The 22,943-nt window shown below is 73.7% G+C and carries 28 protein-coding genes; 10 read left to right on the top strand and 18 right to left on the bottom strand.

Features of this window, described 5'->3' with window-relative positions; all coding sequences use genetic code 11:
• Nucleotides 1-5: 5 nt before the first annotated feature.
• Nucleotides 6-1,307, bottom strand: coding sequence for an MFS transporter (locus ABZK10_RS02200; protein ID WP_353807542.1), 1,302 nt, complete (start codon nt 1,305-1,307; stop codon nt 6-8).
• A 130-nt stretch (nt 1,308-1,437) separates the two neighbouring features.
• On the opposite strand from ABZK10_RS02200, the gene ABZK10_RS02195 reads away from it, so the two are divergent.
• Both ABZK10_RS02195 and ABZK10_RS02190 read left to right on the top strand, forming a co-directional pair.
• Nucleotides 1,438-1,788, top strand: coding sequence for a GntR family transcriptional regulator (locus ABZK10_RS02195; RefSeq protein WP_353807541.1), 351 nt, complete (start codon nt 1,438-1,440; stop codon nt 1,786-1,788).
• Complete coding sequence (locus tag ABZK10_RS02190) at nt 1,785-2,792, top strand: SdpI family protein (protein WP_353807540.1); 1,008 nt, start codon at nt 1,785-1,787, stop codon at nt 2,790-2,792. The genes ABZK10_RS02195 and ABZK10_RS02190 overlap by 4 nt, the downstream gene beginning before the upstream one ends.
• Nucleotides 2,793-2,841: 49 nt before the next feature.
• On the opposite strand, the gene ABZK10_RS02185 is transcribed toward ABZK10_RS02190, so the two are convergent.
• From ABZK10_RS02185 to ABZK10_RS02160, 6 genes are all read right to left on the bottom strand, one after another.
• The gene (locus ABZK10_RS02185) at nt 2,842-3,807 is read right to left on the bottom strand and encodes a transcriptional regulator TrmB (RefSeq protein ID WP_353807539.1); all 966 of its coding nucleotides are present in this window, start codon (nt 3,805-3,807) and stop codon (nt 2,842-2,844) included.
• A 299-nt stretch (nt 3,808-4,106) separates the two neighbouring features.
• Nucleotides 4,107-4,658, bottom strand: a complete 552-nt coding sequence (gene msrA / locus ABZK10_RS02180) for a peptide-methionine (S)-S-oxide reductase MsrA (protein ID WP_353807538.1) — start codon at nt 4,656-4,658, stop codon at nt 4,107-4,109.
• The gene (gene msrB / locus ABZK10_RS02175) at nt 4,655-5,176 is read right to left on the bottom strand and encodes a peptide-methionine (R)-S-oxide reductase MsrB (RefSeq protein ID WP_353807537.1); all 522 of its coding nucleotides are present in this window, start codon (nt 5,174-5,176) and stop codon (nt 4,655-4,657) included. The genes msrA and msrB overlap by 4 nt, the downstream gene beginning before the upstream one ends.
• A 128-nt stretch (nt 5,177-5,304) precedes the next feature.
• Nucleotides 5,305-5,712 (bottom strand): YchJ family protein, encoded by a 408-nt coding sequence (locus ABZK10_RS02170; protein ID WP_353807536.1) that lies wholly within the window; start codon nt 5,710-5,712, stop codon nt 5,305-5,307.
• 104 nt (nt 5,713-5,816) lie between these two features.
• The gene (locus ABZK10_RS02165; protein ID WP_353807535.1) at nt 5,817-6,671 is read right to left on the bottom strand and encodes an SDR family oxidoreductase; all 855 of its coding nucleotides are present in this window, start codon (nt 6,669-6,671) and stop codon (nt 5,817-5,819) included.
• Between the two features lie 157 nt (nt 6,672-6,828).
• A complete protein-coding gene (locus tag ABZK10_RS02160; RefSeq protein WP_353807534.1) occupies nt 6,829-7,308 on the bottom strand; it encodes an aromatic ring-opening dioxygenase LigA in 480 nt (159 codons plus the stop codon).
• 171 nt (nt 7,309-7,479) lie between these two features.
• On the opposite strand from ABZK10_RS02160, the gene ABZK10_RS02155 reads away from it, so the two are divergent.
• Nucleotides 7,480-8,016 (top strand): nucleoside deaminase, encoded by a 537-nt coding sequence (locus tag ABZK10_RS02155; protein WP_353807533.1) that lies wholly within the window; start codon nt 7,480-7,482, stop codon nt 8,014-8,016.
• A gap of 15 nt (nt 8,017-8,031) precedes the next feature.
• Here ABZK10_RS02155 and ABZK10_RS02150 read toward each other — a convergent pair whose 3' ends face one another.
• From ABZK10_RS02150 to ABZK10_RS02130, 5 genes are all read right to left on the bottom strand, one after another.
• On the bottom strand, nt 8,032-9,501 hold the full coding sequence (locus ABZK10_RS02150) for a maltokinase N-terminal cap-like domain-containing protein (protein WP_353807532.1): 1,470 nt from the start codon (nt 9,499-9,501) through the stop codon (nt 8,032-8,034).
• A gap of 89 nt (nt 9,502-9,590) precedes the next feature.
• A complete protein-coding gene (locus ABZK10_RS02145) occupies nt 9,591-10,205 on the bottom strand; it encodes a histidine phosphatase family protein (RefSeq protein WP_353807531.1) in 615 nt (204 codons plus the stop codon).
• A gap of 137 nt (nt 10,206-10,342) precedes the next feature.
• Nucleotides 10,343-12,139 carry a carbohydrate-binding domain-containing protein gene (locus ABZK10_RS02140; protein ID WP_353807530.1) on the bottom strand — a complete coding sequence of 599 codons (1,797 nt, stop codon included), beginning with the start codon at nt 12,137-12,139 and terminating at the stop codon, nt 10,343-10,345.
• Nucleotides 12,136-12,990, bottom strand: coding sequence for a polyphosphate polymerase domain-containing protein (locus ABZK10_RS02135; RefSeq protein WP_353807529.1), 855 nt, complete (start codon nt 12,988-12,990; stop codon nt 12,136-12,138). The genes ABZK10_RS02140 and ABZK10_RS02135 overlap by 4 nt, the downstream gene beginning before the upstream one ends.
• The gene (locus tag ABZK10_RS02130) at nt 12,987-13,664 is read right to left on the bottom strand and encodes a DUF4956 domain-containing protein (protein ID WP_353807528.1); all 678 of its coding nucleotides are present in this window, start codon (nt 13,662-13,664) and stop codon (nt 12,987-12,989) included. Before ABZK10_RS02130 ends, ABZK10_RS02135 begins: the two co-directional genes overlap by 4 nt.
• 189 nt (nt 13,665-13,853) lie before the next feature.
• On the opposite strand from ABZK10_RS02130, the gene ABZK10_RS02125 reads away from it, so the two are divergent.
• Nucleotides 13,854-14,816, top strand: coding sequence for an oxygenase MpaB family protein (locus ABZK10_RS02125; protein WP_353807526.1), 963 nt, complete (start codon nt 13,854-13,856; stop codon nt 14,814-14,816).
• A 16-nt stretch (nt 14,817-14,832) separates the two neighbouring features.
• On the opposite strand, the gene ABZK10_RS02120 is transcribed toward ABZK10_RS02125, so the two are convergent.
• The 3 genes from ABZK10_RS02120 to ABZK10_RS02110 form a co-directional block, all read right to left on the bottom strand.
• Nucleotides 14,833-15,261, bottom strand: coding sequence for a VOC family protein (locus tag ABZK10_RS02120; RefSeq protein WP_353807525.1), 429 nt, complete (start codon nt 15,259-15,261; stop codon nt 14,833-14,835).
• Nucleotides 15,262-15,344: 83 nt separating this feature from the next.
• Complete coding sequence (locus ABZK10_RS02115; RefSeq protein ID WP_353807524.1) at nt 15,345-15,806, bottom strand: NUDIX hydrolase; 462 nt, start codon at nt 15,804-15,806, stop codon at nt 15,345-15,347.
• Nucleotides 15,807-15,875: 69 nt separating this feature from the next.
• A complete protein-coding gene (locus ABZK10_RS02110) occupies nt 15,876-16,541 on the bottom strand; it encodes an alpha/beta hydrolase family protein (RefSeq protein ID WP_353807523.1) in 666 nt (221 codons plus the stop codon).
• Between the two features lie 85 nt (nt 16,542-16,626).
• Here ABZK10_RS02110 and ABZK10_RS02105 point away from each other — a divergent pair, with 85 nt between their 5' ends.
• On the top strand, nt 16,627-17,091 hold the full coding sequence (locus ABZK10_RS02105) for a hypothetical protein (RefSeq protein ID WP_353807522.1): 465 nt from the start codon (nt 16,627-16,629) through the stop codon (nt 17,089-17,091).
• Nucleotides 17,092-17,160: 69 nt separating this feature from the next.
• Here the strand turns inward: ABZK10_RS02105 and ABZK10_RS02100 are convergent, their stop codons facing one another.
• Both ABZK10_RS02100 and ABZK10_RS02095 read right to left on the bottom strand, forming a co-directional pair.
• Complete coding sequence (locus ABZK10_RS02100) at nt 17,161-17,718, bottom strand: YceI family protein (protein ID WP_353807521.1); 558 nt, start codon at nt 17,716-17,718, stop codon at nt 17,161-17,163.
• A gap of 82 nt (nt 17,719-17,800) precedes the next feature.
• Nucleotides 17,801-18,616, bottom strand: a complete 816-nt coding sequence (locus tag ABZK10_RS02095; protein WP_353807520.1) for a sulfite exporter TauE/SafE family protein — start codon at nt 18,614-18,616, stop codon at nt 17,801-17,803.
• 114 nt (nt 18,617-18,730) lie between these two features.
• Between ABZK10_RS02095 and sigK the strand changes: the two genes are divergently transcribed.
• Together sigK and ABZK10_RS02085 are read left to right on the top strand one after the other, a co-directional pair.
• Entirely contained in the window at nt 18,731-19,318 is a 588-nt protein-coding gene (sigK, locus tag ABZK10_RS02090; RefSeq protein ID WP_353809587.1) for an ECF RNA polymerase sigma factor SigK, read from the top strand.
• Nucleotides 19,315-20,151: an anti-sigma factor gene (locus ABZK10_RS02085; RefSeq protein ID WP_353807519.1), complete on the top strand. Its 837-nt coding sequence runs from the start codon at nt 19,315-19,317 to the stop codon at nt 20,149-20,151. The genes sigK and ABZK10_RS02085 overlap by 4 nt, the downstream gene beginning before the upstream one ends.
• A gap of 105 nt (nt 20,152-20,256) precedes the next feature.
• Here ABZK10_RS02085 and ABZK10_RS02080 read toward each other — a convergent pair whose 3' ends face one another.
• On the bottom strand, nt 20,257-21,093 hold the full coding sequence (locus tag ABZK10_RS02080; protein WP_353807518.1) for an NAD-dependent epimerase/dehydratase family protein: 837 nt from the start codon (nt 21,091-21,093) through the stop codon (nt 20,257-20,259).
• A 133-nt stretch (nt 21,094-21,226) separates the two neighbouring features.
• Between ABZK10_RS02080 and ABZK10_RS02075 the strand changes: the two genes are divergently transcribed.
• The 3 genes from ABZK10_RS02075 (at nt 21,227) to ABZK10_RS02065 (ending at nt 22,935) form a co-directional block, all read left to right on the top strand.
• The gene (locus ABZK10_RS02075) at nt 21,227-22,324 is read left to right on the top strand and encodes a fatty acid desaturase family protein (RefSeq protein ID WP_353809586.1); all 1,098 of its coding nucleotides are present in this window, start codon (nt 21,227-21,229) and stop codon (nt 22,322-22,324) included.
• Between the two features lie 185 nt (nt 22,325-22,509).
• The gene (cspE, locus tag ABZK10_RS02070; protein WP_281884655.1) at nt 22,510-22,713 is read left to right on the top strand and encodes a transcription antiterminator/RNA stability regulator CspE; all 204 of its coding nucleotides are present in this window, start codon (nt 22,510-22,512) and stop codon (nt 22,711-22,713) included.
• A 21-nt stretch (nt 22,714-22,734) separates the two neighbouring features.
• Nucleotides 22,735-22,935 (top strand): hypothetical protein, encoded by a 201-nt coding sequence (locus ABZK10_RS02065; RefSeq protein WP_353807517.1) that lies wholly within the window; start codon nt 22,735-22,737, stop codon nt 22,933-22,935.
• Nucleotides 22,936-22,943 lie beyond the last annotated feature (8 nt).

Here is a 22,943-nt window from a genome sequence, read left to right as displayed (position 1 = left end):
GCGCGCTACCGGCGCGGCGCCCGCGGCGGGTCGATGCCGAGCAGGCGCCTGGTGCGGCGGCGCTCGACGATGATGCCCGTGATGCCGATCGCCCAGAGCGGCACCTGGGTGAGGAACGCGACCCTGAACGCCTCCAGGCGGTAGGTGTCGGGCGTGCCGGCGCCCTGGAGGTCCATCGCGACGCCGATCGCGAGGATCGCCGCGAGCCCCGCGATGAACCCGCCGGCGTTGATGATGCCGGTCGCGGTGCTCAGGCGATGGCTCGGGGTGAACGTCCGGGCGTGGTCGAACGCGACGAGCGAGCCCGGTCCGCCGAGGCCGATCACCATCGCCAGCAGGAGCAGCAGCCAGAGCGGCGCCGCCGTCGGCCAGAGGATCACCGCGAGCCACACGGCGACCTGCGACCAGACGATCGGCAGCACCAGCAGCCGCGAACGCCGCATCGGGTGCCGGTTCGAGAGCGCGCCGATGACGGGGCCCGCGACGAGCCCGGCGATCACGATGACCGACATCACCGTCGACGCAGCAGCCGTCGACAGCCCCTCGCCCACGGTGAGGAACGGATACCCCCAGAGCAGGATGAAGGCGTTGACCGACAGCGGCGGGGTGAAGTGCGACCAGAAGCCGAGGCGGGTGCCCGGGTGCCGCCACGACTCGGCGAACCCCTGCCGCAGGTCGGCGCTCGAGACGACCCGGCGTTCGACGATCGCGCCGGGCGGGCGGTCGCTCACGACGGCGAGCATGAGCACCGCGAAGAGCAGGCAGGTGCCGGCGAGCGCGCCGAAGGCGATGGTCCAGGTGGTGGCGTGCAGCAGCAGTGCCAGCGGGATCACCGAGACGAGCTGGCCGAGCTGGCCGATGATGCCCGTCAGCTGCACGACGAGCGGGGCCTGCCGTGCGGGGAACCACGCGGCGACGACACGGAGCACGCCCGGGAAGATGGCCGCGTCGCCGGCGCCGATCAGCACGCGGGCGACGATGGCCACGCCCACGTCGGTCGCGAACGCCATGATCAGCTGTCCCGACGCCATCACCAGCATCCCGAGCACCATCACCGGGCGGCTGCCGAAGCGGTCGAGCAGCAGGCCGACCGGCACCTGCATGCCGGAGTACACGGCGAGCTGGATGACGGCGAACAGCGACAGCGTCGAGGCATCCGCCTCGAATCGCACCGCGGTGTCGACGCCGACCGCGGCCAGCGAGGTGCGGTTGGTCACGGCGAGCACGTACGCGCCGACGCCCACGATCCAGACGAACCAGAGCCACCAGCGGTGGACGGCCGGCGTCGGGGGCGGTGCAGTGGTCACGGTGCCTTCAGGGGAGCGAGCGGGAGGGTCGCGCCGCCGCAGTGCGTCGCGGTCCCAGCGTAATCCTCCGCCCCGGACGTGGTTGGTGACTTGTTCTATTGCAATGCAAACAATGTGCTAGCGTGGGCGCATGCTCATCCGCATCGATCCCGGCAGCGACGTGCCCCTGTTCGCCCAGGTCGCCGCGTCGGTGCGCACCCAGGTGGCGGCCGGTCACGCCCGCGCGGGCGACCGCCTGCCCGCCGCCCGTGACGTCGCCGAGTCGCTCGGCATCAACCTGCACACCGTGCTGCGCGCCTACCAGGACCTGCGCGACGAGGGACTCGTCGACCTGCGCCGCGGGCGGGGCGCCGTGCTCACTCCCGCCGCCGCGGGGCTCGCCGAGCTCCACGACGACATCGCCGAACTCGCCGCGCGCGCCCGTGCGCTCGGCCTCAGCCCCGACGCGCTCGCGTCCCTCGTGAAGGAGGCCCTCCGATGACCAGCCCGACCGCGTCCGCCGCGATGACCCCGTCGATGCGCCGCGCCCGCACCGCGTTCCTCGTGGTGACGCTCGCCGTGCCGGCCCTCCTCGTCGCCGTGGCGACCGCCCTCCAGCTCGTCTGGCTGCCCGAGCTCCCCGCCGAGGTCGCCACGCACTGGAGCGGCGCGGCCCCCGACGGGTTCGGCCCCGCTTGGACCTACCCGGCGCTCACCGCCGCGATCGGGCTCGGCGTGCCGGCCCTGCTCGCCGCGGCGATCGTGCCGCAGGCGACGCCCGACGGCTTCGGCACCGTGACCCGGCTGCTCGCCTCGCTCATGCTCGGCGTCTCGACGCTGATCGCGGTCTCGATGACGTGGGCCGTCGCCATGCAGCGAGGCCTCGCCGACGGAGCGGATGCCCCCGGCGTCGGCATGCCGCTGCTGGTCGCCGCCGGCGCGGCCGTCGTCGCCGGCGTGGCCGCCTGGTTCGCCCAGCCGGCCACCGAGCTCCCCGAGGCCACGGTCGAGCCCGGCGAGCCCATCGCGCTCGCACCGGGGGAGCGGGCCGTCTGGGTGCGCACCACCGCGGTCGCCACGCCGGCGCTGGTGCTGATCGTCACGGCCATCGTGCTGGTGGCGGGGCTCGCCGTCGGGCTGGGCGTGATGTCGGGGGCCCGCACCTGGCCGCTCTGGATCGCGGCCGGCGCGCTCGCGCTCGCCGCCACCACGCTCGCGTTCCGCGTGCGGATCGACGCCGACGGGGTGACCGCACGCTCGCTGCTCGGCCTGCTGCGCTTCCGCGTGCCCATGGCCGAGGTGGAGCGCGCCGAGGTCGTCATGATCCGCGCGATGGCGGAGTTCGGCGGCATCGGCGTGCGGCTCGCGCCGAACGGGCGCTTCGGCATCGTGCTGCACAGCGGCGAGGCACTGCAGGTGCACCGCTCCGGCGGGCGCACCTTCGTCGTGACGGTCGACGACGCGGCGACCGCGGCGGGACTGCTCTCCGCGCTGCGCGCGAGCTGACGCGATCGCCCGAGGGCGGGGGAGGGCGGATGGGCCGGAAGGGGTCGTCTCAGACCCAGCCGCGCCGCACGGCCTCGGCGCCGAGCTGGATGCGCGTGCCGACGCCCGCGGTCTCCATGAGCCCGGCGATGCGACGCTGCACGGTGCGCACGGAGATGCCGAGCTCCGCGCCGGCGGCCGCATCCGTCAACCCCAGCAGGAGCAGGCGCAGCAGGTCGGTGTCGGTGCACGCCTCGCCGCCGGAGCGCAGCTCGCCCTCGGAGGTGAGCGGGGTGGCGAACTGCCAGTGCTGCTCGAACGCGGCGACCACCAGGTCGAGCAGCGCCCCGGGGTGGATGAGCAGCGCGCTCGGCTCCTCGGCCTCGTCGTCGGAGACGTTCCAGAGCAGGGCACCGGCGCGGTCGCCGATGACCAGGCGCGCGGGCAGGCGCCCCACCGCGCGGATCTGCTCGCCGATGCGCGCCGAGGTGCGCGCCGCGGCGACGATGCCGAGGCGCTCGAGCACCGCGGTCTCGACGAGCGCCCGGTAGGCGACGCCCCGTTCGAGCGCGCGCGACTCCTCGACGTTCTCGCCGGGGCCGCGGAGCGTGCGATCGTCGCGCACGAACAGGTCGACCGACGTGGTCGCCGCCGCCTGCAGCTGCGCGACGCGCTGCCGGATGGCGGCCTCGCCCACGACGGTGTCGACGACCTCGACGTCGGCCCGGCGGGCGGACGCCGAGCGGTACAGCTCGCTCAGCTGCACGAGCGCCTCGTGCGCGGCCGAGAGCCCGCGCTCGCGCTCGAGCAGCAGCGGGCGCAGGGCGATCGAGGGGGGTGACGCCACGAGCCGGTCGCGATCGGTGGCCCGGCGGGCGACGAGTCCGCCCTGCTCGAGCGCGTCGATCACGGGCGCGAGGTCGACTCCGGCGAGGTCGGGCTGCCGCGCCAGGTCGGCGACGTCGACGGAGGGGTCGGCGAGGATCGCGCGGTAGACGGCGGTGTGCACCTCGTCGAGTCCGATGACGTCGAGCACTCGCGGCCTCCTCGCTGCGCTCCGGCGGATGGATGCCCGTGGCGGTTCACGGCCATGGCATGTCTCCGCCACACTCTAGCGGTCCGGCTCGTGCGATCCTGTCCTCAAGCCCTGTACCGAACCCGATGGTCGTTCCCCCCGACGAGCCCCGTGCACCACCGGTCGTTCCCCCCAACGGCCGTTGCAGTGTGTTGGCTTCACCGTCGGTTCGCGGCGGGGCTCCCGTGGCCGCTGTCCGCCGGGTGAATCCCCGGACAGCGGCCACGGGTCTGCCTGCACCCGATGACGCGAGCCGTTGGCTACCCGACGGTCGCGTCGCGCTTCGGCAGCACCCAGCCCGGCCGCGCGAAGTGGCAGGTGTAGCCGTTCGGGTACCGCTCCAGGTAGTCCTGGTGCTCGGGCTCGGCCTCCCAGAAGGGGCCGGCGTCGGCGACCTCGGTCACGACCTCGCCCGGCCACAGGCCCGAGGCGTCGACGTCGGCGATCGTGTCGATCGCGGTGTCGTGCTGGGCGGCCGACGTCGGGTAGATGGCCGAGCGGTAGCTGCGGCCGAGGTCGTTGCCCTGGCGGTTCCTCGTGGTCGGATCGTGGATCTGGAAGAAGAACTCGAGCAGCTCGCGGTACGAGGTGCGCGTCGGGTCGAACACGATCTCGATCGCCTCGGCGTGGTCGCCGTGGTTGCGGTACGTCGCGTGGTCGACCTCGCCGCCGGTGTAGCCCACGCGCGTGGAGACCACGCCCGGGCGCCGGCGGATCAGGTCCTGCATGCCCCAGAAGCATCCGCCCGCGAGGACCGCGGTCTCGGTGCCGGGCGTCGTCGTCAGCTCGCCGGGAGCGGGGGTGGTGGTCATGATGCGTTCTCCTTCTCGGACGTCTCCATCGTCGCATCCGCCGGTGGGTCGGATGCCTCGCCCGCGTCACCGGGCGTCGCGAACAGGCTGCGGTACTCGCCGTAGCCCTGGGCCTCCAGCTCGTCGACCGGCACGAAGCGCAGCGCGGCGGAGTTGATGCAGTAGCGCAGGCCGCCGGCATCCGTCGGCCCGTCGTCGAAGACGTGGCCGAGGTGGCTGTCGGCGCCCGCCGAGCGCACCTCGACGCGCTTCATGAAGAACGTGCGGTCGACGTGCTCGGTCACCACCTGCTCGTGGATCGGCCGGGTGAAGCTCGGCCAGCCCGAGCGGCTGTCGTACTTGTGGGTCGAGGCGAAGAGCGGCTGCCCCGACACGACGTCGACGTAGATGCCCGGTTCGTGGTGGTTCCAGAACTCGTTGCGGAACGCGGGCTCGGTGCCCTCCTGCTGCGTCACGCGATGCTGCATCGGGGTGAGGCGTGCGATCGCCTCGGGGGTGCTGCGGTAGTCGGCGGACATTGCATTCCTCCTTCTCGGCGCGGCCGGCTGCGGCGCCGTGGCGTCACCGGTGATTCGGCGACACCTAGGAGAACGGATGGGGCTGCGAGCCTGTTCCGCCGAGCCTGTGAGCGCGCTGGGAGTTCGCGTCAGCCGCGGCCGACCCGGCCGACGTACCACCAGCGGCCCTGCTCGCGCACGAAGCCGCTGCGCTCGTGCAGGCTGCCGCGCTCGTCGGCGCTGCGGTGGTGGGCGGTGAACTCGACGACGCCCTGCGCGTCGAGGGGGCCGCCGCCGACCGTGTCCTCGATGTCGAGCCGGTACCAGCGCTCGCGCGGGTCGAGCCCGATGGCGTCGGGGCGGGTGCGCGGATGCCACGTGGCCGACAGGTACTCGCCGTCGTGCACCGCGAAGGCCGAGTAGCGCGAGCGCATCAGTGCGAGCGCCGTGGGCGCGACGCGCTCGCCCCGGTGCAGCGGGCCGCAGCACTCGCCGTAGGTGAGGCCGCTGAGGCAGGGGCAGCGCGCCTCGTCGGGCAGCGGGGTCGTCGCGGTCATCGTCCCAGTATGCGCGGCCGCGTCGAGCGGCCCCGCGTCGCGCCCCGCGGTCGGGCCCCGCGGTCGGGCCGGGTCGGCGCCGCCCGCGGGGCACGGCCGGTGGGCTACGCCGCCTGCCGCAGCGCCTCGACGAGCGGCGTCGTCGGGCGGCCGATCAGCCGGGCGAGCGTGCCGTCGGAGTCGGCGAGCGCACCGGCGGCGATGTTCGCGTCGAGCGCGGCGACGAACCCGGCGGTGCCGGCGTCGAGCCCGGCATCCTGCAGGGCGGCGATGCGCTCGTCGGTCGTGAGGCGCACGTACTCGACGTCGCGACCGGTGACCTCCGCCATGGCGGCGGCCAGTTCGTCGAAGGTCCAGGGGTGGTCGCCGCCCAGCTCGTAGGTGGCGCCGACGTGGCCGTCCTCGAGGAGCACGACGGCGGCCGCCTCGGCGTAGTCGGCGCGCGGCGCGCTGGCGACGCGGCCGTCGCCCACGGCGGCGAAGACCTTGCCCGTGTCGGCGGCGACCCGGAGGTCGCCCGCGTAGTTCTCCGTGTACCAGTTGTTGCGCAGGATCACGGCCGGGATGCCGGAGGCGGCGATGGCCTCCTCGGTGGCCTTGTGGTCGGGTGCGAGCACGAGGTCGCTCGTGTCGGCCTGCGGCGCGCTCGTGTAGACGAGTCGGCCGACGCCTGCCTCGGCGGCCGCCGCGATCACGTTCGCGTGGCCGGCGACGCGGGCCCCCGGTGCCGAGCCCGACACGAGCAGCAGTGCGTCGACGCCCGCGAGCGCGGGGGCGAGCGACGACGGGTCGTCGTAGTCGAGGTGCACGACGCGGATGCCGCGCTCCGCGAGCGCGTCGAGGTCCGACGGCGTGCGCGCGCCGGCGACGAGGTCGGCGGGGGCGGCGCCGCGGGCGAGGAGGGCGTCGATGACGAGCGCGCCGAGCTTGCCGCTGGCGCCGGTGACGAGGATGGTCATGCAGGGGGTCCTTTCGACAGGTGTCGAAGGGCCCAACCCGCGGGCGCGTCGGATCCTTCCCGGCCCGCGCGATCGTCCCGAGTGCGTGCGCCGCGCACGCGACGGGCCCCGCACCGGATCGGTGCGGGGCCCGTGTCGGGGAGGAGCGGCCGGGGCGTCAGCCTGCGGCGACGGCCTCGCGGGCCGGAGCCTCCTCGACCTTGGCGGCGGCCGGGGTGACGAGGAGTCCGGCGCTGCCGAGCAGGATGGTCACGACGCCCGTGCCGACGGCGAACAGGGCGACGCCGAACGAGACGACCGAGGTGAACAGCGACGCCCGCAGGAACGACGCGTTCATCATCGTGGCGCGCACGGGGTCGTCGCGGTCGAGTTCGGCGTACGTGAGACCGTTGCTGGCCTCGAGGGCGTGGTGGTTGATGATGTCGGCCTGGGCGTAGGCGGTGAGCGGTCCGGCGACCGGCTCGCCGGCCAGGAAGGCGGCGTCCTCGGCGACGACGATCTGCTCGTCGGCCAGCTGGGTGCTGACGGCCGTCCATGCGACCGCGCCCGCGGTGACGAACACGGCGCCGATGGCGATGGCGATGATGCTGAGGACTCGGGCCGTCGTGCGGCGGACCGGGCTGATGGTGGTGGTCATGGTTTCCGTCCCCTTGCTTCGTGATCCGGTGGGTTTCTGTGGTCTGACCATACAACGTTTCCGACAATCACTTCCACACATTCGTAGGATCATGTGCTCCCTGCCCATCCGTGGACCGGTGGATTTGGCGGGTATCCACAATTCACGCCGTTCGTGCGCGAACATGGTGCGATGACGACGGATGCGACCGGGCCGATCGGCCCCGACACGCCGGGGCCCGAGCGGCCCGATGCCCGCCTCGGCGCTGGCGACCTCGACCGCCTGCGGCACGCGATCCGCCTCGCCGGCGAGGCGCGCGACCGGGGCGACCACCCGTTCGGCGCGATCGTGGTCGCGCCCGACGGCGTGATCGTCGAGGGGCGCAACTCCGTCGTGACCGGGAGCGACCCGACCGGCCATGCCGAGACGAACGTCGTGCGTCTCGCGGCCGCGGTGCTCGGGGCGGAGCGCCTCGCCGCGAGCACCCTCTTCACGAGCACCGAGCCGTGCGCGATGTGCGCCGGCGCCATCTACTGGAGCGGCATCGGCCGGGTGGTCTACGCCCTCGCGGAGCACGCGCTGCGCGACCTCGTGGCCGAGCAGGAGGGCGTTCCGACGCTCGACCTGCCCTGCCGCGAGGTGTTCGCCCGCGGTGGCCGCCCGGTCGAGGTGGTGGGACCGGCCGACCTGCCCGAGGCCGCCTCGGTGCACGCCGGGTTCTGGGACTGACGGCGGGCGCCGCGGTCAGGGCGCCGCGTCGGCCGCGGCCTCGGCGCCCGCGAGCAGCCGGTCGATCGCGGTGAGCGGGATCCCGACCCAGTCCGGACGGGTGCGGGTCTCGTAGATCGCCTCGTAGACCGCCTTGTCGAGCTCGAGCGCCGCCAGCAGGTCGCCGTGCGACCGCGGGTCCTCGCCCGCGACCTCGGCGTAGCCGTCGAGGAACGCGCGGCGGGCGACGCGCGCCCAATCGCGCAGGTCCGCGTCCGGGTCGTCGCCGGGCCCCGCCTCGGGCGCTGCGCTGCCGGCCGCCGCCCGCGCCCGCGCGGTCGACCCGGCGACGTAGTCGAACGAGCGCAGCATGCCGGCCACGTCGCGCAGTGCGAGGTCGTCGCCGGTGCGCTCCTGCATGGGGCGCAGCGGCTCGCCCTCGAAGTCGAGCAGCACCCAGGCCCGACCCGGTGCGGCCACCGCCTGCCCGAGGTGCAGGTCGCCGTGGATGCGCTGCATCGGCGGCCAGGTCGCGTGCTCGGCCCGGGCGTACACCGCCTCGATCGCGCTGCGTTGCGGTGCGAGCGACGGCACCTCGCGCACGGCGGTGGCGAGCCGGCGGTGCCACGCCTCGACCGCGGGCAGGTCGCGCTCGCGCGCGGCCGGCCGGGTGCCGAAGGCGCGTGCGAGGCTCGCGTGCACGTCGGCCGTCGCCACGCCGAGCTCGCGCGCCGGGCCGTCGAAGCTGCGGCCGTCGGCCGCCGCGCGCAGCGCCACCCGCCAGGCGTCCTCGACGCCCGGGAGGAACTCCTGCGCGAACGCGAGGTGGCCGGTGGCTCGACCCGATGCGCGACCCACGTCGGCCCAGGTGCCCGTCAATGCGCCGACGCTCGCCGGCACGTGCGGCGACCCCGCCTCGGCGAGCGCGGTCGGCAGCCTCACGTCCGGGTTCTCGCCGTGGTGCAGGCGCCGGTACACCTTGCAGATCACGGGCCGCGCGGTGCCCGCCACCCGCGGCTCGAAGATGATCGACGTGTTCGACTGCTCACCGGTCAGCACGTGGGCGTCGAGGGCGTCGGGATCGACCCGCCCCGCGGCATCCGTCACGGCGGGTCGCCCGACGACCTCGACCCCCGCCGCCTGCGCGCGGGTCGTGCCGAGCACGAGCCGCAGCAGCGCCCGGGCGACGACCGGGTCGTGCGGGCCGTCGAACATCAGCGTGCCGTCCTCGAGCGCGCCGATGCGGTGCTGGGCGGCGTCGACCGGCGGGCGGCGCAGCGAGACCGGCACCTGGTAGAGCACGGGCGCCTCGGGCGCCTCGTCCATGACCAGCAGCGAGTGCGCCGAGACCTCCGGGTCGCCCGTGGGCACGCCGAACGACCCGAGCAGGCGCAGCCTGGGCGCGCGGCCCGTGCCGCCGTACCAGCGCTGCCGGATGATCCATTCGGCGAGGGGTTCGAGTGCGCGTTCGGGGAACGTGCTCCCGATACCCGCCCCCGCGTCCATGTCGCCGACGCTAGACGCCGGGGGCGGGCGTGTCCAGCGCCGCGCCGCTCACCCCGCGGGCGCGTGGGGTCGGGTCGCTCGGGTCCGGCTCAGGCGACGCGGCTCGCCGCGGCCGCGCGCACCTCGGCGACCTCGGACGGGTCGGCCTCCGGCGATGCCGGCACCGGGTTCCGGCGCACCTCCACGTGCCAGGCCTCGCCGGTGCGCTCGAGCAGCACGACGTCCCCGTTGCCCAGGCGGTCGAGCCGGCCCCCGGCCACCGCGTCGACCGCGGCGCGGATGAACGTGCCGTGCGCGATCGCGATGACCGCCGGGTAGGTCGCGGCGAGCTGCTCGACCGCGGCGCGGCCGCGTCGCGACAGCGCGGCATCCGACTCGGCACCCGGCAGGTCGAAGTCGGGCCAGCGGCGACGCGCGTCCGGCACGAACCAGCCCTCCGCCTCGCCGAAGTCGCGCTCGACCAGGTCGTCGACGGTGCCGTCGACCTCGAGGCCGACCCGCTCGGCCAGGATGCGGCCCGTCTCGACCGCACGCCCGAGGGGCGACGTCACCAGCACCTCGGCCGGCCGATCGGCCAGCAGCACGGCGGCCGCGGCGGCCTGCGAGCGGCCGTGGTCGTTGAGCGGGATGTCGGTGCGTCCCTGGAGCAGTCTGGCGCGGTTCCAGTCGGTCTCTCCGTGGCGCACGAAGGCGATGCGGGTCATGCGGGCGGGTCCTCTTCCCTCGATGCGGATGCGACGGGAGCGACGCTGCGCCCACCGGTGACGCTACCGCGCGAGGCTGGACGCCGGGTGGACCGCGCAGCGCCCCGCCGTGGGACGGGGGCGCTGCGCGGTCGTGTCTAGGGCCGACCGCCGCCGGGGCCGCCACCCATGCCGCCGCCACCCATGCCGCCGCCGCCGCCCATGCCGCTGCCGATCTGCTCGCCGGCCGTGCCGGTCGCGCTCGTGCCGCTCGCCGTGGCGGTGTAGGTCGCGCCCGATGAGACCTCGGCCGAGGAGAAGACCACCGACTGGAAGGCCTTGTCGCTGTCGAGCGTCGCGAGCACGTTCCCGTCGGCGTCGGTGATGGTCACCGTGCCGCTCGCCGTGCCGCTGAACGTGAATCCGACCGACGCCTGCGCCGAGTCGGTGCTCGGCCCCACCACCATGCCCGAGCTGCCGAGGGCGAGCAGCGTGCCGCCCGTCACCTCGAACGTCCCGTCGACGTCGAGTGCGCCGTTGCCCTGCCCGGTCGGCCCGAAGACGACGATGTCGCCGCCCGAGATCGACAGCGAGCCGTTCACGTCGATGCCGTCGCCCTCCGCGTCGACCTCGATCGTGCCGCCCGAGATCGACATGGTCGGCTGGCCGTCGCCCGAGCCGTTGATGCCGTCGTCGCTCGCGACGACCGAGACCGCGCCGCCCGAGATGTCGATGTCGACGCTCTCGAGGCCCTCGTACGAGGTGCGCACGTCGACCACGCCGCCCGAGATCGACAGCGCGGTGTCGGCATGCACGCCGTCGTCGCCGGTGGCGGCGGTGAGGGTGCCGTCGGCGACGTGCACGCCTCCGTCCGAGTGCACGGCGTCATCGGCGGCGTCGATGTCGAGCGAGCCGCCGTCCACGACGACGAGCACGCCGGCCTTGACGCCCTTCGTCGAGGTGTCGTCGCTGACGGATGCCCCGCTGCCGCCGCCCGCCTCGATGCTCGTCGTGCCGCCCCAGACGATGACGTCGGTCTCGGCGGCGAGCCCGTCGCCGTCGGCGACGACGTCGAGCGTCCCGCCGCCGATCGCGATGTAGCCGCGCTCGGCCTCCTCCTCGTTGTCGGACTTCACGCCGTCGCCGCCCGCGGTGACCGAGACGGACCCGCCCGTGATCACGACGTAGTCCTTGCCGCGGATGCCGTCGTCGACCGCGTCCACCGTGATGTCGCCGCCCGAGATCACGAGGCCGTCGGAGCTGGCGATGCCGTCGTTGCCGTTGCCGGTCACCTCGAGCGCGCCGTCACCCGTGATGGTGAGGTCGGCGGTGCTGTCGAGGGCCGCGTCGATGTCGGCGTCGTCCGCGTACGAGTCGGTGTCGCTCAGCGTGTTGGTCGAGCCGTCGGCGAGGATGACGACGACCTCGTCGGCCGAGGTCACCGCGATCGCCGCGTCGGAGTCGTCGGCGATGTCGACCCCGTCGAGGATCAGCTGCACCGTGTCGTCGTCGCCGGCCGCGACGACGACGCCGCCGCGGTACTCGCCGCGCAGGCGGTAGGTGCCGCCGGCGGTGATCGTCACGGTCCCGTCGCTCACGGTGACCGCGTCCGCGTCGCCGCCCGACACCTCGGCCGAGTCGCCGTCGAGGGTCACGTCGACGACGTCCGCCTCGTCGTACTCGGCGTCGTCGTCGCTCGCGTGCGACTCCTGGTTCTCGGCCAGCGCCTCGGCGGCGGTCTGGCCCACGTCGACCGAGACGGTCTCGGCGGTCGCGGTGTCGTCGGTCGAGCTCGTCGTGCCGAACGCGTCGGTCGCGGCGGTCGCGGTGCAGCCGGCGAGCAGCGTACCGGTCAGCACGAGCGGCAGCAGCACGGCGGGGCGGCGGAGCATCGTCCGCGCGCGGCGGCCCCCGGTCGGGGTCGACTCGGGCCGGTCGCGGTCGTGGGCGGTCATCGGGTGCTCCTCGTGGGGGTGTGCGCGGGGTCGTGCGCGCCCGTGCGGGCGTCGTCGGTGGTGCGGGTGGCGTGGGGGTCGAAGTGGTGGCGCAGCACGCGCGACCACTTGTTGCGGGGGAGTCCCGGGCGCAGCGCCGCGAGCCCCGTGCCGAACTTCGAGATGGACGTCGGGCGGTGCCCGCGCGCCCACAGCAGGCGGTCGAGCTCGCTCGCCTGTCCCGCCGACTTCGTCTCGACGATCACCGCGTCCGGCAGCTCGAGGCGCCGGGCGAAGTGCTCGTGCCCGCCGTGGTCGATCCAGGCGAGGTCGACGTCGACGGTCGCGCGGCTCGCGCCGTCGGCGAGCAGCAGTGTCGTGCGGCGGTAGGCCGTCGTCAGCACGGGCGCGAAGGGCCGGCCGGGCGCGTCGATGCCGACCTCGGCGAAGACGGATGCCGCGTAGGCGGCGCCCTCCGGGCTGAGCGTCTCGGTGTCGACGCCGTCGTACTCGATCCGGTCCTTCACCGTGAGGCTGCGGCCGCCTCGGGTCTTGACCTCCAGGAAGCTGGTGCCGACGTCGACGTAGTGCCGGGTGCGGATCTTGAACCGGCGCCGCCGTCCACGGGCGGCGAGCAGGTAGCTCGTGAGCTCGGGGGTGTCGAAGTAGACCGATTCGTACCGGCTGCGGCGCTCGCCGTCGATCTCGAGCACGCGGGTGTCGCGGTCCAGTCCGGTCAGGACCTCGCCGAGGCGGTCGCGTCCGAGCACGTACTTGCGGTCGACGCGGGTCTGCAGTGCGGCGGCGGCGTTGAGCTCGTCGAGCGAGATCGGGCGCAGCGCGCCGGCGGTGGCCCGCGTCGCCGCGGTCACCGGCGCACCTCGGCGAGCTCGGCCGCGGTCGCGAGGCGGTCGGTGTCGGTCGCGACGGCGGCACGCGCGGTGGGTCCCGCGGCTCGGCGGCCGTCGCGGGCGACCTCGTACCGCACGTCCACCTGCGTGGTGTCGTTGACGAGGTCGAGCCGGAGCACCGTGGCGCGGTGCACGCGCCCGCCGAGCAGCTCCTCGAGGGTGCGGTCGAGCTCCGCCGCATCCGTCACCGCCCGGTCGAGCACCACCGTCTGCTGGCGGTAGCGGCGCAGGAGGCCGGGGTGGTCGCCGAGGAACATGGCGCCGACGACGAGCGCCATGAGGCCGCCCGTGATCCAGTCGGCGGTGCCGCCGAGCCCGGCGATGAGGCCGAGGGCGAGCGAGGCGAAGTAGTAGGCCACCTCGTGCTGCTCGATCTCGCGCGACCGGAGCCGGATGATCGACAGCACGCCGAACAGGCCCAGGCCGAGGCCCGCGCCGATGGTCGTCGAGCCGAGCACCATCGAGACGGCCACCACGCCGACGTTGACGCCGATGAACGCGACCACGAGGTCGCGCCGGCGGTGGCGGGGGAAGTAGACGCCGAAGGCGAGGACGGTGATGGCGACCAGGTCGATCGCGATGACGAGGAGCTGCTGCACGTGGTTCTCCGGGTTCTGCTCGGGGTGTGCCCCCATTCAGCCCGGCGCCGCTATGCGCTTCCTATGCCTCGCCTGTGGCGGCCGCATGCATCCGCTCCGCGTTCCGGAGGCGTTCGCGGGTCCGTCCGGTCCGGGTCCGGCACGCGCAGCGCGCGTGCGGGGCTCGCCAAGCCTGCGAATCTCGATTAACATCGTGATGCAGGACGACGCGCGAGGGAGTGCACGATGACCGTGGAGCAGGAGTCCGGCCGGGCCGTGCAGGCGGCGACCGCGCTCGGGGCCGCGGCGGCGACCGCGGTCGCGGCGGTCCGCGGGGCGGGCGAGTCCGTGTTCATGCCGGTGGTGCCCCGACCGCGGTGGCAGCGGCGCATCTGGGAGCGCCGGGCGCCCGAGTTCCGCGACGGGCTCATGTGGGTGACGCTGCTCGCGGGACGAGCCAACGTCATCATGCAGCTCGCCCGTCCGGGCGTCGGGCACGGCGTCGCCGAGTCCCGGGTCGAGGGCGGCCGCGCCGACCTGCACCCGGTCAAGCGCGCACGCACGACCTTCACGTACCTCGCCGTCGCCTACCGCGGCACCGACGCGCAGAAGTCCGTCTACCGCGCGGCGGTCGACGGCTCCCACCGACAGGTGCGCTCCACGCCCGAGAGCCCGGTGAAGTACAACGCGTTCAACCGCGACCTGCAGCTCTGGGTGGCCGCGTGCCTGTACAAGGGCGGCGTCGACGTCTGGCACCGGTTCATCGGCGAGATGACACCCGAGCAGGCCGAGGCGCACTATCGGGCGGGTGCGGTGCTCGGCACGACCCTGCAGGTGCACCCCGACCAGTGGCCGGAGGACCTCGCCGCGTTCGAGCGCTACTGGAACGACGCCCTCGACGAGGTGCACATCGACGACGCCGTGCGACAGTACCTGAACGACCTGGTGCGGCAGGACGACCTGCCGAAGCTGCTGGCGAAGCCGGTGAACGACGTCGCCATGCTGCTCGCGACCGGCTTCCTGCCGCAGCGGTTCCGCGACGAGATGCGCTGGGACTGGGACGCGCAGCGCCAGCGCCGCTTCGACCGGTTCCTCGCCGCCTGCAGCGGCATCGTCGCGCTGTCCCCCCGCCCGCTGCGCGAGGTGCCGTTCAACCTGCTGCTCGCCGACCTCGACCGACGCGTCCGCCGGGGCATCCCGCTCGTCTGAGCGGGGGCGTGCGGCCTCAGCCCGCCTGGCTGCCGGGCCCTGCGAGGTTCACGTACCAGGTCACGCCGTAGCGATCGGTCACCTGCCCGAACGCGTCGCCCCACGGGGCGACGTCGAGCGGCATGTCGACCGAGCCGCCCTCGGCGAGTCCCGCGAACCAGCCCCGCAGGTCCGCCTCCTCGTCGGCTTCGCCCGACAGCGAGATCTGCCCGTTGGGCGAGGCCGGCCCCATGGTCGACGGGGCGTCGGCGCCCATGAGCGTGAAACCCGACGGGGTCGTCAGCTGGGCGTGCATGATGCCGTCGAGCTCGTCCTCCGGCAGGTCCTCCATGTGGAAGTCGCGGAAGGTGCTCGTGGTGAGCTCGCCGCCGAAGACCGACCGGTAGAACTCCATCGCCTCGCGGGCGACGCCGTCGAAGCTGAGGTACGGATTGAGGATGGACATGGCCTGACGCCTCCTGTTCGCGGTGCCGCCCCCGCGGCATCCGATGCGATCATGCTCCCCGCCGCCGACACCCGGCAAGGGGGTCAGGCCTCGAGCAGGGCGAGCAGCGCGTCGAGCGCGGGCCGCTGCCCCCGGACGAGCAGCTCGCGCGCGTGGGCGATCGGCACCCAGCGCGCGTCGTCGAGCTCGGGGAACGCCTGCCGCCGACCCGAGCGCGGCGGCCACTCCAGCTCGAAGGTGTTGCTGCGCACCGGACCCGGATCGAAGTCGGACTCGCCCGCGAAGACCGTGACGACCTTCCCCGAGCTGTACCGGAACCGGCCCAGCTCGCGGTACGTCACCTCGGGCGCCGCGAACCCGATCTCCTCCTCGAACTCCCGCAGCGCGGCGTCGAGCGGCTCCTCGTCGGTGAAGGTGCCCTTGGGGATCGTCCAGGCCGCGGCGTCCCTGCCCTGCCAGAACGGGCCGCCCATGTGGCCGAGGTACACCTCGACGCCGGTCGGCCCCCGCCGATGCAGCAGGATGCCCGCACTCGTCTCCCCCATGACGGGATTCTGGCATGATCGGCCGATTCGCGCCCCGCGGTGCCGTGCCGCCCTGAGCACGGGAGCGGGTCAGTGCTCCCGCAGGAATGCGGCGACGGCGGGTGCGACGGATGCCCCGAGCTCGGCCTGCGACCGCCTGCGGCCCGCGACCTCGAACGAGTGCCCGCCGCCCGGCACCCACTCGAGGCGGGCGTTCGGCCCGATGCGCCGCACGACGTCCTCGAGCTGCTCGACCGGCTTCGCGAACGGGTCGTTGTCGCCCTGGAGGAACAGCATCGGCGCGGTGATGCCGTACAGGTGCGCGTCGCGCAGCCGCTCGGGGCGCCCGGGCGGATGCAGCGGATACCCGAGGAACACCAGCCCCGAGGCGTCCGCCCCCTCCGCCACCGCCATCGACGCCATGCGTCCGCCGTACGACTTCCCCGAGGCCCAGACCGGCAGCGCGCCGGCGCGCTCGCGTGCCGCGTCGAGCACCGCCCGCCAGGTGGCGATGGCGACCGGCGGCCGGTCGGGGAACCGGCGTCCCGCGACGCGGTACGGGAAGTCGAAGCGCAGCGTCGCCACGCCCGCCTCGGCGACGGCCCCGCAGAACCCGGTGAGCCACGGATGCTCCATGCCGGCGCCCGCGCCGTGCGCGACGACCAGCAGCGCGGTCGGGTCCGCGGGGCCGGTGAACGCGCCGGGCACCCACGCGTCGTCGACGGCGATGCGCACGTCCTCGGTCCAGCCGGTCATGCGTCCATCGTGCCATCGCGGGTTCTGCCCACAGGCGAGCGATGCTCGCATGCGCCGATCAGGATCGAGGGGCATACTCGGGTGGGTGAGCGCGCTCCCCCCGCATCCCGACGACCCGACATCCGCCTCCGGCGAGGCGACCGACGCACCCGTCGCATCCGCGGCGCCGCCCACGCCGGCGACGACCGGCGCCGGCTCCGCAGCCCCGTCCGGCCCCGCATCCGCTGACGCGGAGCCCGCGGCGACCGGCCGGGGGGCCAACGGCATCGCCGTCGCGGCACTCGCGCTGGGTGCGGTCGCGATCGCCACGGGCATCTGGACCGTGATCCCGGTCCTCGGCATCATCGCCGGGCTGGTCGCCTTCCTGCCCGCGCTGCTCGCCGTCGTCTTCGGCGCCGTCGGTCGCCACCGCGCCGCGCACGTCGGCATCGGTCGGGGCCCTGCGACGGCCGGGCTGTGGCTCGGTGCCGCGACCCTCGCGATCATCGTGCTCACGGCGCTGGCCTGGGTGCTGATCGCGGGTGCGAGCGCCGCGATGGACCGCTACTGACCTCCCCTCGGCAACGAGTGAGCGGGCGGTGCCGATGTCGGCACCGCCCGCTCGGCGTCACAGGGGGGTCTAGGCCTGCAGGGTCACCTGCAGCTCGGCGGTGAGGGTGACGTCGTCGCCCAGCATCACGCCGCCGGTCTCGAGCGCGGCGTTCCAGCTGACGCCGAAGTCGTGGCGGTTGATCTTGGTGGTGGCGGTCGCGCCGGCCTTGGTCTGGCCGTAGGCGTCGGTCGCGACGCCGCCGAACTCGCCCTTGAGGGTGATCGGCTTCGTGACGCCGCGCAGGGTGAGGTCGCCCTCGATGACGAAGTCGTCGCCGTCGATCGCGACGCTGGTCGAGCGGAACGTCGCCGTGGGGAACTCCTCGGCCTTGAAGAAGTCGCCGGTGCGCAGGTGCGCGTCGCGGTCCTTCTGGTTGGTGGTGACCGAGGCGATGTCGATGGTCGCCTCGATGGTGGTCGCGGCGGGGTCCTCCGAGGTCACGACGGTCACGTCGAAGGTCTCGAACGAGCCGCGCACCTTGCTGATGGCGAGGTGGCGCACCGAGAACGAGAGCTCGGCGTGCATGGGGTCGAGCTTCCAGGTGCCGGCGATGAACTGGGGGTGGGTGGCGATCTGCGTATCCATGGTCATATGCAATTGCATGGAAAGCGGATTCATTCCCGGGTCCGCGAGATTCCTCCGACGTGCGTCGCGCGCCGCGCGCGGCTCAGCCCTTCCGCTGCGCGCGCACCGCCCGGATCGCCAGCTGCACCGCCGCGAAGAGGATGAGCGCCGCGAACAGGTACGACGCCAGCGCCGGCGGCATGACGAACGCCAGCGCGACGCCTCCGAACGATGCGACGGTCGCCGCGACGCCCACGACGGCCGCCTCGGAGAGCCGCACGAGCCCGCCGCGCGTGTTCGCCACGGAGCCGCTGATCGCGGTGGGGATCATGACGAGCAGGCTCGTGCCCTTCGCGATCAGGTCGCCCATGCCGAACAGGGCCATCAGGCCGGGCACCGCGATGATGCCGCCGCCGACGCCGAACAGGCCCGACGCGATGCCCATGGCGAGGCCGAGGCCGGTCAGCGCGATCGCGGTCCAGACGTCGATGTCGAGCACGCCCTCGTCGCGGGTCGGCACCACCAGGAAGAGCCGGACCGCCGCGATGAGCATGACCGCGATGAACATCCAGCGCAGCCAGGTCAGGCTGATCCGGCGCAGGAGCATCGCCCCCAGGTACGAGCCCACGACGCCGCCGACCGCGACGAACAAGGCGGCGAGCACGTCGACCTGGCCGTTCGCGAGGTACGTCGCGGCACCCGCGATCGCCGTGGGCACGATCGCGGCGAGCGAGGTGGCGGAGGCGCGGCGCTGGTCCATGCCGGTCAGGAAGATCAGCAGCGGCACCATGATGATGCCGCCGCCGACGCCGAACGCGCCCGACAGTACGCCGCCGATCACGCCGACGGTCGCGAGCCAGAACCAGTAGCGGCCGCCTCGGGCGGTCTCGTCGGCGGGGGATGCCGGGGGAGTCGTCATCGGAACAGGCTATCCGTCCGCCGCTCGGCGTGCGCGTCGGGCGGACGGACGCAATCCGCAGCGCGCCCGCCACCGAATCACGAATGAACGAGGGGAGACGCCGTGGGACCTGCCATGCTGGAACTCGTGCGCCCCGACACCGAGACCGACGCACCGGCCACCACGCCGGACGCGCTGCTGGTGCGTGTCGGCACCGGCGACCAGGAGGCGTTCGGCCTGCTGTACGACCGCATGGCGCCGCGGGTGCTCGGCCTCGTGCGCCGGTTGCTCGTCGACCCCGCCCAGTCGGAGGAGGTCGCGCAGGAGGTGTTCCTCGAGGTCTGGCAGCAGGCGCCGCGCTTCGACCCCGTCCGAGGCTCCGCCGTGTCGTGGATGCTGACGCTCGCGCACCGGCGCGCCGTCGATCGCATCCGCTCCGCGCAGTCGGCGCACGACCGCGACGTCGCCGCCGGCCACCGCGACCTGGCCGCTCCGGTCCCCGATCCGTCGGAGTCGGTGGAGGTCCGCATCGAGCACGAGCGGGTGGTGCGGGCGATGGGCGGCCTCTCCGGGCCGCAGCGCGAATCGATCGAGCTCGCCTACTACGGCGGGCTCACGCAACGCGAGATCGCCGAACGGCTCGAGGTGCCGCTCGGCACGGTGAAGACCCGAATACGCGACGGGATGGGACGACTGCGAGACGCACTGGGGGTGACGACATGACCGAACGCGATCACGACGAGCCGGAGGAGCTCGCCGCGGCCGGCGCGCTCGGGGCGCTCGACGCCGACGAGCGTGCGCGGCTCGCCGCCGCACGCGCTGCCGACGCGGAGCTCGATCGCAGCGCCGCAGGATACGAGGATGCCGCGGCGGCCCTCGGTGCCGCCGTCGAGCCGGTCGCGCCGCCGCCGGCGATGCGCGACGCCCTCATGGCGCGCATCGCGCGCACGCCGCAGGCGGCTCCCGCGGCCGCGACCACGGCCGACGCCCCCGACGCACCTGAGGCAGTCGCGGCCCCTGCGGCGCCGCAGGTCGACGCATCGGCCGAGTCGGTGGAGCCCCCGCACGCTCCGGGGCCGGCCGAGCGCCGTGCGCGCGATCGCTGGGGCATCCGCGCCGTGACCGCGGTCGCCTCGGTCGCCGCGGCGGGAGCGCTGCTCGTGGCGGGCATCGCCCTGGGGGGCGGCTTCTCGGGGTCGGCCGTCTCACCCGAGTCGGTCGTCGCCGAGATCAGCGCGGCACCCGACGCGCAGCGGCAGTCCGTGCCGCTCGCCGACGGCGCGACGGCCACGCTCGTCTGGTCGGACGAGCTCGACCGCACCGCGCTGCTGGTCGACGAGCTGCCCGCACTGGGTGGCGACCAGACCTACGAGGCGTGGGTGATCACCGAGGCCGGCATCGCGGCGGCCGGGCTCTTCGACGCGGGCGCCGACGGGGTGACCGTGCACCTCATCGACGGCGCACCCGCGGGCGCGACCATCGGCGTGACGGTCGAGCCGGCCGGAGGTTCCGACCAGCCGACCACCGACCCGATCATCGCGATCCCCACCGCCTGAACCGCCCGGGCCGCCCGAACCGCTCGAGCCGCTCGAGCCGCCCGGACCGCCGGGACCGCCGGGCGGCAGCGCCGACCGGCGACCGGCGCGGCGCGCGGCCCCGACTCAGTCGCGCCAGGAGTGGCGCGGCGCGTAGCCGAGCATCCGCCGCGCCTTGTCGATCGAGAGCATCGTGTCGTGCTCGCCGAGGTCGCCGCGCACCGGCACGTCGGGGAACACCTCCGCCACGAGCTCCGCGTTCGGACGTGACATGACCGTGTCGGCCGCCGCGATGATGTAGCGGTCGAAGCCGGCGGGCGCCTTGCGCAGCGCGAGGTCGATGGCCTGGGCGCCGTCGCGGGCGTCGATGTAGCCCCAGAGGTTCCACTTGCGCGTCATGGCGTCGGCGTCGTACGACGGGAACTGGGCGTAGTCGGCCGGCTCCATGACGTTCGAGAACCGCAGCGCCGTGATCGACAGGTCGGGGTGCCAGCGCACGAGCTCGATCGCGAGCTGCTCCTCGAGCACCTTGGTGATGGAGTACACCGATTCTGGGCGCGCCGGGTAGTCCTCGTCGACCGGGATGTACGGCGGCGGCACGTCGAACGGCAGCCCCAGCACCGTCTCGCTCGACGCGTACACGATGCGCCGGATGCCGAGCCGCGTCGCCGCCCAGAACAGGTTGAACGTGGTCAGCATGTTGTTGCGGAACGTGGCGGCGTCGGTGAGCATGCCCGGCGCGGGGATCGCCGCGAGGTGCACGAGCGCCTCGAACGGCTCGGTGCGGTCGACCCCGCCGAGGGCGTCGACGACCTGCCCGAAGTCGGTGGTGTCGAGCTGCACGAAGCCCGGCCCGCGCTCGCCCACGCGATCGAAGTTGACGACCTGGTGTCCGGCTGCGGCTAGCTCGCGCACGACGGTGCGCCCGAGCTTGCCCGATCCTCCGGTGATGGCGACTCTCATGGTCACAGTCTTGCACCGGGCGGCGTGTCTCACAGCCCCCTCCCAGCGCACGCACCTAGCTTCGCCGGTATCGACAAGCGGGTACTCGCCCGTGCACCGCGGCTGGGAAGTCGGACTACCAGCTGGGACCCCCATCATCACTGACACCCCGGCCGTCGACGGCTTCCGTCGCACGGTCCCCCGTACCGACCGCCCGAACATCCCCCAGAGCTACACGGCGCTCTCGCAGGTCGTGCGCGAATCGGGGCTGCTCGCCCGCACCCCGTGGTTCTACGGGGCCGTCCTCGGCGGCCTCGTGGTCGCGCTCGTCGCCGCCGGCTTCGGGTTCTGGCTGCTCGGCGACAGCTGGTTCCAGCTGCTCATCGCCGGAGCCCTCGGCATCATCTTCACCCAGTTCGCCTTCATCGCGCACGAGGCGGCGCACCGCCAGGTGCTCACCTCCGGGCCGGCGAACGACCGCGTCGGTCGCCTGCTCGCCACGCTCGTCGTCGGCATGAGCTACCAGTGGTGGATGAGCAAGCACAGCCGTCACCACGCGAACCCGAATCGCATCGGCAAGGACCCCGACATCGAGTTCGACACGATCTCGTTCACCGAGGAGTCGGCCGCGAAGCAGCGCGGGCTCATCGCGTGGATCACCCGGCGGCAGGGCTACCTGTTCTTCCCCCTGCTCACGCTCGAGGGCGTGAACCTGCACGTGATCTCGGTGCGCTCGCTGTTCGAGCGCCGCCGCGTCGACGGCCGCGCGCTCGAGCTCGTCCTCCTCGCCGTGCGCTTCGCGGCCTACCTCGGTGTCGTGTTCTGGTTCCTGCCGCTCGGCATGGCGTTCGCCTTCCTCGGCGTGCAGCTCGCCGTCTTCGGCGTCTACATGGGCGCCTCGTTCGCGCCCAACCACAAGGGCATGCCGATCGTGCCGCGCGATGCCAAGCTCGACTTCTTCAGCAAGCAGGTGCGCACCTCCCGCAACATCTCCGGCGGGTTCTGGGCGAGCGCGCTGATGGGGGGCCTCAACTACCAGGTCGAGCACCACCTGTTCCCGAGCATGCCGCGTCCGCACCTCGCCCGCGCACGCGAGATCGTGATGGAGCATTGCCGCACCACGGGCGTGCCCTACACTGAGACGACGCTCGTACGTTCGTACGGGATCGTCATCCGTTACCTCAACCGGGTCGGCCTCGCCGCCCGCGATCCCTTCGATTGCCCCATGGTCGATCGATTCCGACGGGTCTGACCCCGGTCGACCCGGCCTCCACCCACGACCGGATGCCGCATCCGACCGCACTCGCCGTCGCATCGCCCCATCCACCGAAGCTCCCCGCGCCACACGAGGCGTCGGGAGGCTGCGGTCGGCCACCGTGCCGTCCGCTTCGCGCCCGCACCGGCGGGCCGAATGAGTACAACGAAGGAATACACAGTATGGCTACCGGAACCGTCAAGTGGTTCAACGCCGACAAGGGCTACGGCTTCATCGCTCCCGACGACGGGAGCGCCGACGTCTTCGCGCACTTCAGCGCCATCAACTCGGGGGGCTTCCGCACCCTGGAGGAGAACCAGAAGGTGCAGTTCGAGGTCACCCAGGGCCCCAAGGGCCCGCAGGCCGCGGACATCCAGGTCCTCTAGGACCCCGCACCACCCCGTCCGATGGCGGCGGCGCTCCGGCGCCGCCGCCATCGGCGTCTCCGGGCACGGGCGCAGACGACGGATGCCGCGGGCGGCACGCCGCTCGGGGCGCGCCGGTTCCGCGGCATCCGCTCGTCTCCCGTCGAGTCGCGCACGACCTGGATCACGCTCGGACGCGGCCCGCCCCAGTTCCCGTCGGCCAGCGTGCCGGGTGCGACGTAGTCGGGGAA

It is taken from the genome of Agromyces sp. SYSU T00194 (assembly GCF_040496035.1).
GTDB lineage: Bacteria > Actinomycetota > Actinomycetes > Actinomycetales > Microbacteriaceae > Agromyces > Agromyces chitinivorans.
Note: the sequence above shows the minus strand (reverse complement) of the source record. Positions and strands in the feature narration are given on the sequence as shown.

Excerpts from the sequence above, each read along its gene's own strand:
- ABZK10_RS02130 (WP_353807528.1), bottom strand. The coding sequence starts at position 13,664 with ATGGGGGCACACCCCGAGCAGAACCCGGAGAACCACGTGCAGCAGCTC.
- cspE (WP_281884655.1), top strand. The coding sequence starts at position 22,510 with ATGGCTACCGGAACCGTCAAGTGGTTCAACGCCGACAAGGGCTACGGC.
- sigK (WP_353809587.1), top strand. The coding sequence starts at position 18,731 with ATGCTGGAACTCGTGCGCCCCGACACCGAGACCGACGCACCGGCCACC.
- ABZK10_RS02150 (WP_353807532.1), bottom strand. The coding sequence starts at position 9,501 with ATGGACGCGGGGGCGGGTATCGGGAGCACGTTCCCCGAACGCGCACTC.
- ABZK10_RS02065 (WP_353807517.1), top strand. The coding sequence starts at position 22,735 with ATGGCGGCGGCGCTCCGGCGCCGCCGCCATCGGCGTCTCCGGGCACGG.
- msrB (WP_353807537.1), bottom strand. The coding sequence starts at position 5,176 with ATGTCCGCCGACTACCGCAGCACCCCCGAGGCGATCGCACGCCTCACC.
- ABZK10_RS02080 (WP_353807518.1), bottom strand. The coding sequence starts at position 21,093 with ATGAGAGTCGCCATCACCGGAGGATCGGGCAAGCTCGGGCGCACCGTC.
- ABZK10_RS02110 (WP_353807523.1), bottom strand. The coding sequence starts at position 16,541 with ATGACCGGCTGGACCGAGGACGTGCGCATCGCCGTCGACGACGCGTGG.
- ABZK10_RS02195 (WP_353807541.1), top strand. The coding sequence starts at position 1,438 with ATGCTCATCCGCATCGATCCCGGCAGCGACGTGCCCCTGTTCGCCCAG.
- ABZK10_RS02145 (WP_353807531.1), bottom strand. The coding sequence starts at position 10,205 with ATGACCCGCATCGCCTTCGTGCGCCACGGAGAGACCGACTGGAACCGC.
- ABZK10_RS02190 (WP_353807540.1), top strand. The coding sequence starts at position 1,785 with ATGACCAGCCCGACCGCGTCCGCCGCGATGACCCCGTCGATGCGCCGC.
- msrA (WP_353807538.1), bottom strand. The coding sequence starts at position 4,658 with ATGACCACCACCCCCGCTCCCGGCGAGCTGACGACGACGCCCGGCACC.
- ABZK10_RS02140 (WP_353807530.1), bottom strand. The coding sequence starts at position 12,139 with ATGACCGCCCACGACCGCGACCGGCCCGAGTCGACCCCGACCGGGGGC.
- ABZK10_RS02170 (WP_353807536.1), bottom strand. The coding sequence starts at position 5,712 with ATGACCGCGACGACCCCGCTGCCCGACGAGGCGCGCTGCCCCTGCCTC.
- ABZK10_RS02120 (WP_353807525.1), bottom strand. The coding sequence starts at position 15,261 with ATGTCCATCCTCAATCCGTACCTCAGCTTCGACGGCGTCGCCCGCGAG.
- ABZK10_RS02115 (WP_353807524.1), bottom strand. The coding sequence starts at position 15,806 with ATGGGGGAGACGAGTGCGGGCATCCTGCTGCATCGGCGGGGGCCGACC.
- ABZK10_RS02100 (WP_353807521.1), bottom strand. The coding sequence starts at position 17,718 with ATGGATACGCAGATCGCCACCCACCCCCAGTTCATCGCCGGCACCTGG.
- ABZK10_RS02085 (WP_353807519.1), top strand. The coding sequence starts at position 19,315 with ATGACCGAACGCGATCACGACGAGCCGGAGGAGCTCGCCGCGGCCGGC.
- ABZK10_RS02155 (WP_353807533.1), top strand. The coding sequence starts at position 7,480 with ATGACGACGGATGCGACCGGGCCGATCGGCCCCGACACGCCGGGGCCC.
- ABZK10_RS02095 (WP_353807520.1), bottom strand. The coding sequence starts at position 18,616 with ATGACGACTCCCCCGGCATCCCCCGCCGACGAGACCGCCCGAGGCGGC.
- ABZK10_RS02160 (WP_353807534.1), bottom strand. The coding sequence starts at position 7,308 with ATGACCACCACCATCAGCCCGGTCCGCCGCACGACGGCCCGAGTCCTC.
- ABZK10_RS02125 (WP_353807526.1), top strand. The coding sequence starts at position 13,854 with ATGACCGTGGAGCAGGAGTCCGGCCGGGCCGTGCAGGCGGCGACCGCG.
- ABZK10_RS02165 (WP_353807535.1), bottom strand. The coding sequence starts at position 6,671 with ATGACCATCCTCGTCACCGGCGCCAGCGGCAAGCTCGGCGCGCTCGTC.